This window comes from Oleiphilus sp. HI0132 (assembly GCF_001635845.1).
This window is the reverse complement of sequence record NZ_LWGJ01000544.1, coordinates 1-13,906: the sequence shown is the minus strand read 5'-3', so window position 1 is coordinate 13,906 and position 13,906 is coordinate 1. Positions and strand designations below refer to the sequence as shown.

Genomic DNA, 13,906 nt, shown 5'->3' with positions numbered 1-13,906 from the left:
TCAGGTTTTGTTTTTTCCAAAATCACCATTAGGCGCAGTTTATGCATATTCCATTAGAAATATTTATTGATGGAATAATCTCATGTCTTTTAAAGCTCTTTCCCGGCAGAAGCTAACGGGCCGCACTCTTGTTTTATTACTGTTGGCTGCCTTTGTTCTGGTGCTGGCCTTATCAAGCCTTGAACCTTTAAAGTTTTTGAACCTTCCAGGTTTGTTGCTTGTGGTTTTGGGAACGTTTACCGGGGCTGTCTTGAGTCACTCATTTGACGATTGCCTTGCCGCATTTCGACAAGCTTTTCCAAGAAATAAAGCCGAGCACTCTGACGTGGCAAACGAAGCCAATATCATTCTTCATTTTGCTCAGCTTTGGTTTAGAAACCAATACACCCTGATCGACCGGGATTTATCAAAACTGGATAAACCTTTTTTGAAAAAGGGGCTGCAGATGATCAGGGATCGCCAGCCAAGCGACGATATTCTTTCACTTCTCAATTGGCAGATTAGCCAGGTAAATTTAAATGAAGGGCGCTATATAGGCATCTTCCGCACCCTGGCGAATCTTGCACCGACTTTTGGTATTGCCGGTACCGTGCTGGCCTTGCTCAATATGGCTTTTATCTTGGAGCAGGGCAGAGCCGTTTCTGAGGCGGCAAGCCTTATGGGTTTTGCCTTGGTTAGTACCTTTTATGGTTTAATCCTGGCGAGCTTTGTATTCAAACCGATTGCTGAAAGGCTGGAGCAGCGTCGATTAAAAGAGGTTCAGCATATTACCTTGCTTGCAGAAGGTATTGTTCTGATTCACGAGCGTCGGACGCCTGCGGTGATTCGCGAGACCTTGATGACTTACATCGAAAGCATGAACGCATTATCAGCTAATCAGCAAACCACTAAAAAGCCAAAGCGAGCTTCGAAGAAGCCAATGTTAGTGAAATTTGGGCTTCAGCGCTCTGCTTAATAAACTTCTACTGCTTGAGAAACGTAAATGAGTAGTGCATTAAATCGCTCAGATAATTATTCAGACTTACGCCATAGGCGTCCTGCTGATAATTTCAAGGCCATGTTATCTAAAGTCGATGGCTTCGCAGAGAAGGCTCAGAAGAAGGACGCAAGCTCTTGGTCTGAAAAACTTCGACTTGCTAAGTTTCAATCAAGTGAAGGTGTGTCTGAGCAAGGCTCGAACTCTTCCATATTTGTTGATTTATTCCTGCTCATGCTAGCGCTGGGCTTATTGCTGTATTTAACGTTTCGCTCAGTGCAGGCACCTGTTTTGGCGCCTGTTGAGAAGCCTGCTGATTTGTCTGTGTTCACTGATGAACTGATGGATTTGACCGGTATTGGCCAAGAGGGTGGCGAACTTGATGCTTCAGTACTCGCCACGCTTATCAATACAGGAAACTTAAAACAGCATGTTCAAATAGAAGATTCTGAACCCTACCTAAGCTTGCAACTTAGTTCTCGTGTTCTTTTTAATGCAGGGTCTTATGACTTGGCTCGTTCAGGGGCGTCTATTTTGGATAGCTTGCTACCAGAGCTTCGAAAGCAAGCAAAGCCAATTGTTATTGAGGTTCACACAAATGGCTATGCATCCTTGTATGGCGAAATCACCTCCGAGCAGGAACTAAGCGAAAGACGCGCGGAAACCTTAATGGACTTCTTTATTTCTGAGGGAGTCGCAGAAGCTCGTATCAGTGCTAAAGGCTATGGTGACTCTAGACCAGCCAGAAAAGAAGACTCGGCTCAGGCGCAAGAGCTGAATCGCAGGGTGCTTTTGAAGCTAGAGAAATAGTGCTTTAGCTAAGCTTTGAATTTGCAGTTGTGCAAAAAAATAGATGAAGCTTAGCGTCGCTAAATTTGTTGCTATGATTAATACGCCACTTTTTTTGCTTTTGAAAGCAGACCTAAACCTAGCATTGCCGGCGAGATCTAAAGCAAGCATTTCGAAGCGCCACAAGCCTCATATTGGCGGGCTGTTTTTCACCTTCTGAAACAGAGGTAATATTGCAAGGTCTAAGAAATTCTAACGGTGCTGGATAAATTCATTAAGAATATCCAATACGCTATCTGATAAGCCAATAAGCTCTTCAACTGCACCCTGCAGAGATAATGGTTCAGCGCCTGCTCGTGCGACCTTATAGATTTCTATGCCCTTAGCGTGTACTTTCGGATGAACATCTTCATAAAGCTCTTTGAAGCGACTCTTGGAACTTAGCTGCTGTCCTTTATCAGACATTAGGTATTTCCCAAGGCGACATTGGGTATGATCTTTTAGCTCACTCTCTTGTACGCTGTTTTGTCCAAATAATGCAAAACGGATAACCTTATCTACCCACACAATATGGTCACTCTTGGCCATGCGAAGCAGTACATCATCGTTGCTTACATCAAAGTAGCTCAAACACTCTACTTGCAGGTCACGTAGATATTCGACATTTTTATACATATCTTTGAAAATGGTGAATGATTCATTAATGCCATCAGCGGTATTTTGCACACCTCTTGCCATATCTTGTGCTACGGAAGCTTGCTCTGTTGCTGCTGAGGCAATTTGAGCTGTTGCATCAACATTTTCTGTAGCAGCGGTTTGAGCATCAGAAATTGTTTGAACTAACTGTTTTCGGTCTTGATGAGAGTCTTCTAGTACACCAATAGTTTCTCCTACGATGCGTTCTACATCATTAGCTCCATTTACTACACCGCTCACAATAGATTGAATTTCACTCGCTGCTTCAGCACTGCGGTGAGCGAGTCCACGCACTTCATCGGCGACTACGGAAAATCCGCGTCCAAACTCTCCTGCTCGTGCGGCTTCAATAGCAGCGTTTAACGCGAGTAAATTCGTCTGATCAGCGATTTCATTAACAGTAGTCGTCAACTGAATGATACTTTTAGTTTGTTCAACAAAAGTTTCGGCATTACGCCCAACATCTTTGATAGATGATTCAATTGAGTCTAGTTTTTGAACAAGTAAACTAAGGGCGTCACTGCCTCTACCAGCCTCATCGCATGTATGCTGGGCACGCTCAAGTACCTGTTGACCAAGTGACTCTATTTCTTGCGCGGTAGCAGACATTTCTTCGATAGCGCTCGCTAGTTGAATCGATTCGGATACAACCTCATCTAACCGGCTGTTTAGCTGTAAACCTTCACGTCCAAACCTTGATACCACTTTTGCCGAATCAACTGTCTTGTCGGCGATTTTAAGAAGATCGGCGTCAGACTCGTTTTTTACGAACGGTAACAGCCATGCTGGGGCATTTGTTTCTGTCACTTCTCCGCTAGCAAGCTTTGAAAGCCAAAGAGTTACAGTAGATTCTTTTAAAAACATCAAGTATCCGCAGAATTAGAAAGGTATGGGTTATTATTTATAAAGCATCCATTAAATGAATATTAGACTGTAATTAAAATTATCGCCATACAAGGTCGCTTATTCTTATGGCGCTCGGTAATGTCTGCTTACGAGCTTTCTACGCCCCTCGTACTGGTTAATTAATTTAAAGGTGAATTTTTCCATTGGGTGCTCAGATCACACAAACGCTGGCTTTAGATCTTCTTCTTTTAGCAAATCAACTACGGATGAAACGATATCTTGTTTTTGCGACGCATCACTATGAACAGCATAAACTTCCCTTACAAATGACTCGGCACCGTGAATAGGGAATAACTGCTTAGATTGAACAAACTGTTCAACGAGTACCTTTGGTAATAAAGCTACCCCACCGTATGTCATTAGAAATTCCAAGGCTATATGAGTTTGTCCTGTATGTAGAATCGGTGTGTGTGGTTGATTGAAGAGGCGAGCTTGAAGGACATTTACAGATGTTCCCCAGTCAACAAAAATATGTTTAGTTTTGGCAAGCTCTTCAGTTGCAGCCCAGTTTTGGTCAGATACAAACATTAACTCGACCTTGCCAATTTTAGTGAGAACTAATTCCGTAACACTTGGCGGGTCTAGTAAAACAGCTATATCGATACGTCCACCTAACAAGGCCCTCGTCAAATCTTGAGGACTGCTAATTTCAGTCCGAATGTTTAAACCGTCAAAGGTATCGACCACTTTTGGTAAAAGTGACTGTAGAAAAGTGTCCCAGAGGTTTGAGGTGCTGCCCAAAGCGATCTGCATATCCAGCTGGCCAGCCGCACCTACATCCTGTAGTGCTGACTGCCACGATGTGAGTACATTTTCAGCATGGGGTAATAAACGTTCGCCCGAGGGGGTTAATAGTATGTTATTACGCTCGCGCGTAAACAAACTCATTCCAACACTTTCTTCCAGCTGCTTAATTCGAAAGCTTACAGCAGATTGGGTTAAGCAAAGATTTTCTGCTGCTTTCCCGAAGTGTCGAGTCTTGGAAACTTCCATAAAAGTGCGCAGAAGATCTGTATTCATATCGATTAAAAATATTTATCGTAATTAGAAAAAAAGTTCATTTTACAGCATAAATCGATTGAAAGCATAATCGCGCGAAATAAGATGGTTAGATTATATTAGGCAAAAATATGGCTAATAAACAAGCATTCCACACAACGGGTAAATTTTGGGCTATAGAGCATTTTCCAAAAGGAATAGCAAGAAGCGGCCACTTTACTAAAGAACAAGCACAATTACTCGAAGATTATGGTAAGTCATACAAGGCTCTCTATGGCGGAGAGCTAAAGCCTAGGTGTGATGAAGAGAAAGAGTTTGTATCCGTTTTTATGGGGAAAAAAGAGGCCTCTAGCATTCATGAAAGAGCGTGGAAACGCTTCTTAGAAGTAAGCAATCAAAGGCAGCGCTTACACATTTCTATGGGCGCCCAGCCTTCTTCATCAGTAGATTTTTCATCTTATGATGATGACAGCAACTTAAGCGATTAGGCCTTCTCAATAAGGGGATCTAATTTACTAATCGATAATTTTTATTTATCAGGAAATTATGAACATGAATATGAATAAGTTCATCGCTGTTCTGGCCTTGGTCATACCTATGTTGATTCCGAACTTTTCTCTCGCAGAAGAACCTCAAACTAAAGAAGAGCAATGCGCTCAATACGGCTCCTATCAAGATAGTGATGGTATTTGGCAAACATGCGACCCTGAGGAAACTGAATCCACTGATTAGTGATTCCGTTCCCTCACCAGTAACGCTATACGTCTTTTATATTCAACCTATTCGCACACCGGAGTCACCTATGTCACCAAGCGATAACAAAGTAGTCATTGGTAGCGAGGAGTGGTGCGCATTTCCCGAGCTAGGAATCCCGGCCATAAAAGCGCGTGTGGATTCGGGGGCAAAAACATCGTCTATTCATGCTTTCAACATTCAGCAATTTCGTAGAGATGGGGCTGCATGGGTGAGTTTTGAAGTGCACCCGCTTCAGAATAATCGCCGTACAGTTATCAGGTGTGAGCGCCCGATCATAGACAAGCGAGTTGTTAAAAGCTCTAGTGGCGTCTCAGAAACCCGTTTTGTTGTGCAAGCGCCACTAAAAATTGGTGAAATGATTTGGGAAGTAGAGTTAACGCTTGCTAATAGAGACTCCATGGGTTTCAGAATGCTTCTTGGGAGAGAAGCTATGGTAGGCCGGATGCTTGTTGACCCTGAACAAGAAGACTTGATGGGTGCAATTTCACAAGAAACAATCGATGGATATTATGGAAAAAAGGAACCTGAAAAGAGTGGTCTTAAGATCGCCCTGCTCGCAAGCAATGAAGAGCTGTATAGCAACCAGAGATTACTGGAGGCTGGCGAAGAGCGAGGCCATGAAATGGTTTTCCTCAATGTTAAGCAATGCTATATGAAACTGGATGCACTGGAACCTGAAGCGCATTATCGCGGAGGAACGATACTTAATGATTTGGATGCTGTCATTACAAGAATAAGACCTAGCGTGACATTTTACGGAACCGCATTAGCTCGCCAATTTGAAAGCATGGGGATCTATACAACGAACTCCTCAGCTGCAATTTCACAGTCCAGAGACAAACTGTTCTCTTTGCAACTCATGCTCAAGAGTGGCATCAATATTCCAACGACTGGTTTTGCTAACTCACCAATAGACACAAATGACCTCATTGAAATGGTGGGCGGCGCACCCTTGATCGTGAAACTTCTTGAAGGCACACAGGGGCGAGGTGTCGTTCTGGCCGAAACAAAAAAAGCAGCAGAAAGTGTTATCAACGCCTTCAAGTCTTTGAGGGCTAACTTGCTTGTGCAAAAATTTATTAAAGAGGCAAATGGCAAAGATTTACGATGTTTTGTTATTGATGGAAAAGTTGTTGCTTCAATAGAGCGCTCAGCAGCCCCTGGTGAGTTCAGAGCGAATATCCATCAAGGCGGGTCGGCGTCAATCGTAAAAATAACCAAAGAAGAAAGAGCATTAGCAGTGAAGGCTGCTAAAGTATTAGGTCTTCAGGTTGCTGGCGTTGATATTATACGGTCTGATTCCGGTCCGTTATTGCTTGAGGTGAATTCTTCCCCAGGTCTTGAAGGCATTGAGACAGCGACACGTAAAGATATCGCTGGCATGGTTATATCTTCGATAGAGAAGAAGCTTAAGTGGAAGAGACAGCTACCAACTATTGAAAGCGAGTAAGTCGACTTCTTCGCATCAAACGATAACAACGATTCAGGAGCTAGTATTGGATCAGCAACAAGATAAACCGAGTAAAATTAAGCAGAACATCGACCGGTACGGTATAGATCACTGGGGTAATGACTACTTCGGAGTTTCTGATGAAGGCTGTGTCACGGCGAAAACCTTGAATGTCTCTATTCCTTTGATGAACATTGTAGAAGGAATGATCGATCGGGACCTTCAGATGCCGGTTTTGTTGCGAGTCGAAAATATTCTAGATGCTCAAATTAAGCGCCTAAATGATGCCTTTGCTGAGGCGATAGAAAAGTTAAACTATCAATCACCTTATCGGGGTGTTTATCCGATCAAGGTAAATCAACAAGCGCAGGTTGTTGAAGAGATTGCCAGTTTTGGTGCTCGTTTCAAGCATGGCCTTGAAGTCGGCAGTAAACCTGAAATGATTGCTGCGCTATCGACACTTGAAGAGCCGGGCAGTTTGATTATCTGTAACGGCTATAAAGATGAAGAGTTTATTGAGCTTGGTTTACAAGCAACCAAACTGGGCTTCCTATGCTTTTTTGTGATTGAAACCTTAACCGAGCTGCCCATTATTATAAGATTGAGCCGCCAAATGAACATTCAACCCCACATTGGTGTGCGGGTGAAAATGACCTCTCAAGTCAGTGGGCATTGGAATTCAACGAGCGGTGATCGCAGTGTGTTTGGTCTAACTAGCACACAACTTATCGATGTGGTTGATAAGCTAAAGCAAGAGAACATGCTGCACTGCCTCGAATTATTGCACTGCCACTTAGGTTCACAAATCCCCAGCATTCATGATATTCGAAGTGGTGTCGTAGAAGCCTGCCGCTATTTTACTGACCTAATGAGTGAGGGTGCAGAATTAACCCATATAGATTTGGGTGGTGGCTTAGCGGTTGATTATACCGGCGCACAAAGCAATGACGATAAAAGTCGTAACTACACGCTTGAAGAATATTGTGAAGATATTGTCGATACTCTCAAGCAAACCTTGGACGACCATAATATTCCTCACCCAACGATTGTCACGGAATCTGGGCGAGCAACTGTCGCTTACTCTTCAATTCTGCTGTTCAATATTCTAGATACCAATATTTTTGAACCAATCAGTCTGCCCGAACCATCGCCTGAGGAGCATCAACTACTCACAAAGATTCGTGAGATAAAAGACTACCTATCGCCACGGCGAGTACAGGAGTGTTATAACGATGCGCATTTTTATCGTGATGAAGTGCGTGCTTTATTCAAGCGTGGGCAGCTCTCATTAAGAGAGCGATCAATCGCAGAAAACTTATTTCTCGATGTTCTTCATTGTATCGCAGACCTGTTAGATACAATGGATAAAACGCCACCAGACCTGGAAGACCTTAAGCTATCGTTGGCAGATATCTACTATGGAAACTTTAGCCTATTTCAATCGCTGCCAGACATATGGGCGATTGATCAACTGTTTCCGATTATGCCAATTCACAGGCTGCATGAGACGCCAACACGTCAGGCAGTGCTGGCGGATATAACCTGTGACTGCGATGGAAAAATTGATAAATTTATCAACGAATTCGGCACAGCAAAAACACTCCCATTACACCCGATTAAAGAAGGTGAAGAGTATTACTTGGGGGTGTTTCTGGTCGGCGCTTATCAGGAAACCTTAGGTGATCTGCATAACTTGTTTGGCGATACTAATGTCGTCAGCGTGCGTCTGAACGCTGATGGCAGCTTTGATTTCGTTAAAGAAATTCATGGAGACACCATATCTGACGTACTCAGCTATGTAGAGTATCAACCTAAAAATATGATGCTCAACTACCGAAATACGGCTGAGAGAGCGGTAAAAGAAGGACGAATTACAGCACGAGAGCGTCAGCAGATGATCAAAACCTTTAACTCGAGTATGCAAGGTTACACCTACTACGAGAGAGAACATTGAGCCGTAATAGCGCTTAGCTAAGGCTATATTATTGAATAAGATTATTGTAACAACTGAAAGAACAGGACTATGACTATGGCAAAAGTATTGATTATCGGCGCTGGTGGCGTCGGTCAAGTCGTTGCGCAAAAATGCGCTCAATTACCCGATATTTTTACCGAGATTACGCTTGCTAGCCGGACAGAATCTAAGTGCAAAGCAATCGCCAAGCAGATACAAGAAAACTATCAGCGGACAATCGAAACGGCTCAGGTTGACGCCGATAAGGTTCCTGAATTAGTCGCGCTCTTAGAGAAAGTTAAACCGTTTATGGTCATTAATGTTGCCTTGCCTTATCAGGATCTGACGATCATGGATGCCTGCTTGGAAGCGGGTGTTCACTACCTTGATACGGCGAATTACGAACCATTAGATACGGCAAAATTCGAGTATAAATGGCAGTGGGAATATCAAGAACGTTTTGAGAAAGCAGGCTTGATGGCATTGCTGGGCTCAGGGTTTGACCCAGGTGCAACCAACATGTTTACTGCCTATATTGCCAAACACTATTTCGATGAGATCCACTATCTTGACATTATCGATGTAAACGGTGGTGATCACGGCTACCCCTTCGCGACAAACTTCAACCCTGAAATCAACATTAGAGAAGTCACCGCAGAGTGCCGCCATTGGGAAGATGGTGAGTTTGTAGCGACGCCTGCCATGTCGACACAGCAGAGCTTCACCTGCCCAGATGGCGTAGGCACCTACAATATTTTCCGAATGTATCATGAAGAGCTTGAGTCCTTAACCAAGCACTACCCTTCAATTAAGCGTGCGCAATTTTGGATGAGTTTTGGCGATAGCTATCTCAAACACCTAGAGGTCTTAGGGAATGTTGGGATGACAGGAATTGAGCCGATTGAATTCCAAGGCCAGGAAATTGTACCTATCCAGTTTCTGAAAGCCTTGCTACCAGACCCGTCTACTCTAGGCCCTCGCACTAAGGGTAAAACCTGCATCGGTTGTGTGGTCCGTGGCCTTAAAGATGGCAAAGAGAAAACAGTTTATTTGTACAACGTCAAAGATCATCAAGACTGCTACCAAGAGGTTCAATCTCAAGCGATCTCGTATACCACAGGAGTTCCAGCGATGATTGGTGCGAAAATGATGATCGAAGGCCATTGGATGAAGCCCGGTGTCTGGAATATGGAGCAGCTTGATCCAGACGCCTTTATGAGTGATATGAATGCCTATGGCTTATCGTGGAAAGTCATTGAAAACCCAGGGTTTGATTTGATCTAATGCTTAGTTCTATTTGCTTAGACGTTGGTAGGAAATAGGCATGGTTAAAGCAAAAACCTTTGAAGCGTTCGACCCAGCACGGGTGCCTTCTCCTTGCTTTGTCGTGGATGAAGTCGCAATAGAAAAGAACCTTAAAATACTGAACGAGGTACAGGAAAAGTCGGGCGCCAAAATATTATTGGCGCTTAAGGCTTTCTCTATGTTTAGCCTCGCGCCGCTTATCAACAAATACCTGGTAGGCACTTGTGCCAGTGGTTTGCACGAGGCACGTTTAGGCTATGAAGAGTTCGGTGGCAAAGACTTGGGTCAAGAGGTTCATACCTTTTCAGCCGCCTACACTGAGCATGACTTAGAAGAGATTATGGCAATCTCGAAACACGTCGTGTTCAACTCGTTCGGTCAGTGGGAGCGATTTAAAGAGAATGCCAAACGAGCCAAACAGGCTCGGCCTGACTTAGAGTTCGGTTTAAGGATCAACCCTTTGCACTCCGAGGGCACAACACCGATCTACGACCCTTGTGCGCCAGGCTCACGTCTGGGGATTCCAAGATCGGCGTTTAAAGATTGTAGCCTGGATGGTATAAGCGGTTTACACTTTCATACCTTATGCGAACAAGGTTTTGACGCGCTTGATAGAACACTTGCCGAAATTGAAAAACAATTTGCTGACATTCTACCTCGGCTTGAATGGGTGAATTTTGGTGGCGGACATCATATTACCCATCCAGACTACGACGTTGGCGCTTTGATCGAACGCATCAAACTATTTCAAGATCGCTACCAACTGCAAGTTTATTTAGAGCCAGGTGAAGCCATTGCAATTCACACAGGAGTATTAGTATCAGAGGTACTAGACCTTACCTACAATACTGTTGATCTTGCGATTCTGGACACCTCTGCCACCTGTCATATGCCTGATACAATTGAAATGCCTTATCGAGCTGATATTTTTGGTGCCGGAGCAAGTGATGAATTTACTTATAACTATCGTTTAGGCGGGCAGACTTGTTTAGCGGGTGACGTCATGGGCGATTACAGTTTTCAAGAGCCCTTAAGCATTGGCCAAAGACTGATGTTTGACGACATGACACATTACACCATGGTCAAAACCAATACCTTTAATGGCATTGGTTTACCGGCTATCGCGATCTGGAATTCAGAAACTGATACGCTTCGAATAGTCAAAGAGTTCGGCTATGACGACTTCAAAAACCGTTTATCATAAGGGGCATAGAGCATGGATTTAGACACAAACGAATTTGACCAACTCGCAGCGCCTGGCTATCCCATTTTTTTAGGTTCAGAGTTTAAACACCCTAAACCTGAAGACGCCTTTTTTCATATTTTGCCCATACCCTATGAGGAGTCTGTTTCTTACGGCGGCGGCACAGGCTTAGGTCCAGCGGCTATTTTAGAAGCTTCCTGGCAGCTTGAAACTTGGGACGGTACAAGTAATCCTAGTACGAAAGGTATTTATACTCACCCTCCTGTCGACATGGCAGGAAGTGCAGAGCAAGTCATTGCAAACATCGCACTTGCCACAACAAATATAATTGAGCGCGGTGGTTTCCCTATTGGCTTAGGCGGCGAACATACGGTGACCTATGGCATTATTAAAGGGCTTCTGGATGCTGGCATAGATGACTTTGGTGTGGTGCAAATCGATGCCCATGCCGACTTGCGCGAAGCGTACGAAGGCAACCCGTATAGCCACGCCTCCGTAATGAAACGCATCGTTGATTTGGGTGTCCCTTTATTTCAGCTGGGTATTCGCGCGTACTGCGAAGAAGAAATGCGGACTCGCAAAGCACACGGTGTACGTCATATCGATGCGGACATTTTAGTGCCCCAAAATATCCAAAAAATAGATTTGCCTGATAACTTCCCGAGCAAAGTGTTCTTTACGCTAGACATTGATGGCATGGACCCTTCCGTATTTCCCTCAACAGGCACGCCCGTGCCAGGTGGGCTTGGCTGGTATCAAACATTGTCCTTATTTGAGTCAGTCGCAAAACAATGCGAAATCATCGGTTTCGATATTACCGAGTTCGCACCAATCAAAGGCTTTCATGCTTACGAATTTTCGGCAGCACTCCTGACATATAAAATGATGGGCATTATTGAAAGGCTTCAATCTAGGTAATTTACCCACCGGTAAGATTCATTTCTCATTATTGTGGCTCTCTTTAAGTCTGAATTGGCATTACTCTAACTGACCAAATAAATGTCCATCTCACAGAGTGTTTGTTCTTTGTGGGTAAGGTTATATGAGTTCCTTAAGATAGGTTGATTATGAGAATTAGAAAAAAAGCCGCGCTAACTGTTTTGGGTCTGCTGATATGTGTTGTCAGTGTAAGCTTCTTGTATGTAAAGCGCCTTGCTAAAGGTGACCTGCCAAAGTGGGACCCTGAAGGCTATTTAACAGTCGATGCCAATGGCATGAAATTCTCGGTAAATGTTCGTGGCGATAAGGTAAATACGCCGGTTATATTACTTCATGGCTTTCCTGAGTCTGCGGTTATGTGGGATAAGCTTATGGATGAGCTTGCGACCAAAGATTACTACGCTATTGCCCCCAACCAGCGTGGCTATAGTTCAGACGCTAGACCTGGCGAGCTTAAGTCGTATGAATTAGATTACCTGGTTTCTGATGTGTTACAGATTGCTGATAATCTAGGGATAAAGAAATTTCACTTAGTGGGCCATGATTGGGGTGCTGGTGTGGGTTGGAAGCTCGCGGCTGACTATCCCGATCGTGTGATCAGTTATGTGGCTATTTCAGTGCCTCATATTGATTCTTTCGGAAAGGCCTACAGAGAAGATCCGGATCAATACGAATCAAGTGACTATATTCGCTTCTTTCAGAAAAAGACCATACCCGAATATGTCTTAGCTCAAAATGATTATGAAAAATTGCGAGCTGTTTGGACTAGTCATGAGGATGCAGAAACTGAACACTACTTAAATATCCTCAAACAAGAGCATGCACTAACGAGCGCTTTAAACTGGTATCGCGCAAACTTTCCAGCATTTGATGTCGGTTTAAACATTGGACAAGTTGATGTACCAACGACTTTTATATGGGGTAATCAGGATGTAGCGTTAAAGCGCTCGGGGGTTGTGGGTACGCGTGACTTGGTTAGTGCTGAGTATGAGGTTATTGAGATGGAAGCGGGCCACTGGGTTATTCAAGAAAAATACGAAGAGTTATCTCGCCATATTCTTGGCCATCTTGCAAAGCAGCGTTGAAATTTGCTGCCTGGATTTTGAGGCAAAAAAATACCCACCAAGTTTAATTAGATTAGTATCTGATAAACAGGGCGGGTGAAACTTCGCTGCTAAAGGGGTTGGTATAGCAGCGTTGTTTTTAAAACTCTAGAGTAAGCTAAGCTGTTTCAGCTTCTTTCTTTGGTGCTGCTTTTTTAGCTGGTGCTTTTTTAGCTGCTGCTTTTTTAGCTGGTGCCTTCTTTGCTGGAGCTGCTTCTTCTTTCTCGATTTTAGAGATGATGTCTGAAGCGTAGTCAGCAACGATCTTGTTTACTTCACGTGCTTTGCTATAAGCGATGTCAGAAACTTCGTCGTGCTTAGCTTTTACAGTGTCTAGCTTGTATAGCTTTTCGATGTACTCGAAAGATGCAGCTGCAAGTGCTTTGTGCTGCTCTTCAACAGTAGCGATTGCTTTTTCAACGATGTCTTGAACTTGCTCTTGGTAAGATTTGATAGTGCCCATGATAGTATCCTTTTCTCTGTAAGTATCTCAGCGCTGTGGATTTAATTTCCACAAATTCTTAATTCACCACCAACGATACGCTGATAAATTAGAATATTCATACTAAGCAAAGGTATTAACGCAAATAAATTGTTGGGCTTGGCAAGGAGGACGTTAAGAGGGAAGTGCTACCACTCGAACAATACCCAGCTAGGCACAAGGACTTGTGAGCGATCTTCGCGGATCCAGGCATTGCCATCCTGAGGCACTAAATAATAAGTAGGGCCAATCTTTGGAACGACTTTAATTTCTTTTAGAACGCCATTCACACGATATTCGTAAAAAGTTTTGTTATCCTCATTGCGAATAACGATCTCAGGCTCAGCA

General features: G+C 43.7%; 14 protein-coding genes and 1 pseudogene. 11 read left to right on the top strand and 4 right to left on the bottom strand.

Going from position 1 to position 13,906, the window contains the following annotated elements; translation table 11 throughout:
* Nucleotides 1-82 precede the first annotated feature (82 nt).
* Together A3766_RS06550 and A3766_RS06545 are read left to right on the top strand one after the other, a co-directional pair.
* The gene (locus A3766_RS06550; RefSeq protein ID WP_068634285.1) at nucleotides 83-955 is read left to right on the top strand and encodes a motility protein A; all 873 of its coding nucleotides are present in this window, start codon (nucleotides 83-85) and stop codon (nucleotides 953-955) included.
* Nucleotides 956-982: 27 nt separating this feature from the next.
* Nucleotides 983-1,786: an OmpA family protein gene (locus A3766_RS06545; protein ID WP_068508878.1), complete on the top strand. Its 804-nt coding sequence runs from the start codon at nucleotides 983-985 to the stop codon at nucleotides 1,784-1,786.
* A gap of 231 nt (nucleotides 1,787-2,017) precedes the next feature.
* Here the strand turns inward: A3766_RS06545 and A3766_RS06540 are convergent, their stop codons facing one another.
* Nucleotides 2,018-3,325: a methyl-accepting chemotaxis protein gene (locus A3766_RS06540; RefSeq protein ID WP_082865343.1), complete on the bottom strand. Its 1,308-nt coding sequence runs from the start codon at nucleotides 3,323-3,325 to the stop codon at nucleotides 2,018-2,020.
* Nucleotides 3,326-3,523: 198 nt separating this feature from the next.
* Nucleotides 3,524-4,387: a LysR family transcriptional regulator gene (locus A3766_RS06535; protein ID WP_068508875.1), complete on the bottom strand. Its 864-nt coding sequence runs from the start codon at nucleotides 4,385-4,387 to the stop codon at nucleotides 3,524-3,526.
* A 110-nt stretch (nucleotides 4,388-4,497) separates the two neighbouring features.
* On the opposite strand from A3766_RS06535, the gene maoP reads away from it, so the two are divergent.
* The 9 genes and pseudogenes from maoP to A3766_RS06495 all read left to right on the top strand — a co-directional run bounded on the left by maoP (nucleotide 4,498) and on the right by A3766_RS06495 (nucleotide 13,059).
* Nucleotides 4,498-4,854 (top strand): DUF413 domain-containing protein, encoded by a 357-nt coding sequence (gene maoP / locus A3766_RS06530; protein WP_068508873.1) that lies wholly within the window; start codon nucleotides 4,498-4,500, stop codon nucleotides 4,852-4,854.
* 64 nt (nucleotides 4,855-4,918) lie between these two features.
* Entirely contained in the window at nucleotides 4,919-5,098 is a 180-nt protein-coding gene (locus A3766_RS06525; protein WP_068508871.1) for a hypothetical protein, read from the top strand.
* A pseudogene (locus A3766_RS30585) lies at nucleotides 5,049-5,576 on the top strand (ATP-dependent zinc protease); the annotation flags it as partial. The gene A3766_RS06525 and the pseudogene A3766_RS30585, both read left to right, overlap by 50 nt.
* A gap of 18 nt (nucleotides 5,577-5,594) precedes the next feature.
* On the top strand, nucleotides 5,595-6,572 hold the full coding sequence (gene rimK / locus A3766_RS06520) for a 30S ribosomal protein S6--L-glutamate ligase (RefSeq protein WP_197470084.1): 978 nt from the start codon (nucleotides 5,595-5,597) through the stop codon (nucleotides 6,570-6,572).
* Nucleotides 6,573-6,618: 46 nt separating this feature from the next.
* Complete coding sequence (speA, locus tag A3766_RS06515) at nucleotides 6,619-8,526, top strand: biosynthetic arginine decarboxylase (RefSeq protein WP_068634295.1); 1,908 nt, start codon at nucleotides 6,619-6,621, stop codon at nucleotides 8,524-8,526.
* A gap of 75 nt (nucleotides 8,527-8,601) precedes the next feature.
* Complete coding sequence (locus A3766_RS06510) at nucleotides 8,602-9,810, top strand: saccharopine dehydrogenase family protein (protein ID WP_068509216.1); 1,209 nt, start codon at nucleotides 8,602-8,604, stop codon at nucleotides 9,808-9,810.
* A 40-nt stretch (nucleotides 9,811-9,850) separates the two neighbouring features.
* Nucleotides 9,851-11,035 carry a carboxynorspermidine decarboxylase gene (gene nspC, locus A3766_RS06505; RefSeq protein WP_068509218.1) on the top strand — a complete coding sequence of 395 codons (1,185 nt, stop codon included), beginning with the start codon at nucleotides 9,851-9,853 and terminating at the stop codon, nucleotides 11,033-11,035.
* A 12-nt stretch (nucleotides 11,036-11,047) separates the two neighbouring features.
* On the top strand, nucleotides 11,048-11,953 hold the full coding sequence (gene speB / locus A3766_RS06500) for an agmatinase (RefSeq protein ID WP_068509222.1): 906 nt from the start codon (nucleotides 11,048-11,050) through the stop codon (nucleotides 11,951-11,953).
* Nucleotides 11,954-12,102: 149 nt separating this feature from the next.
* Nucleotides 12,103-13,059, top strand: a complete 957-nt coding sequence (locus tag A3766_RS06495; protein WP_082865344.1) for an alpha/beta fold hydrolase — start codon at nucleotides 12,103-12,105, stop codon at nucleotides 13,057-13,059.
* Between the two features lie 136 nt (nucleotides 13,060-13,195).
* Here the strand turns inward: A3766_RS06495 and A3766_RS06490 are convergent, their stop codons facing one another.
* Nucleotides 13,196-13,540, bottom strand: a complete 345-nt coding sequence (locus A3766_RS06490) for a hypothetical protein (protein ID WP_068509224.1) — start codon at nucleotides 13,538-13,540, stop codon at nucleotides 13,196-13,198.
* A 167-nt stretch (nucleotides 13,541-13,707) separates the two neighbouring features.
* Nucleotides 13,708-13,906, bottom strand: a 199-nt coding sequence (locus A3766_RS06485; RefSeq protein WP_156508740.1) for a DUF2782 domain-containing protein, incomplete at its 5' end; no start/stop codon positions are given.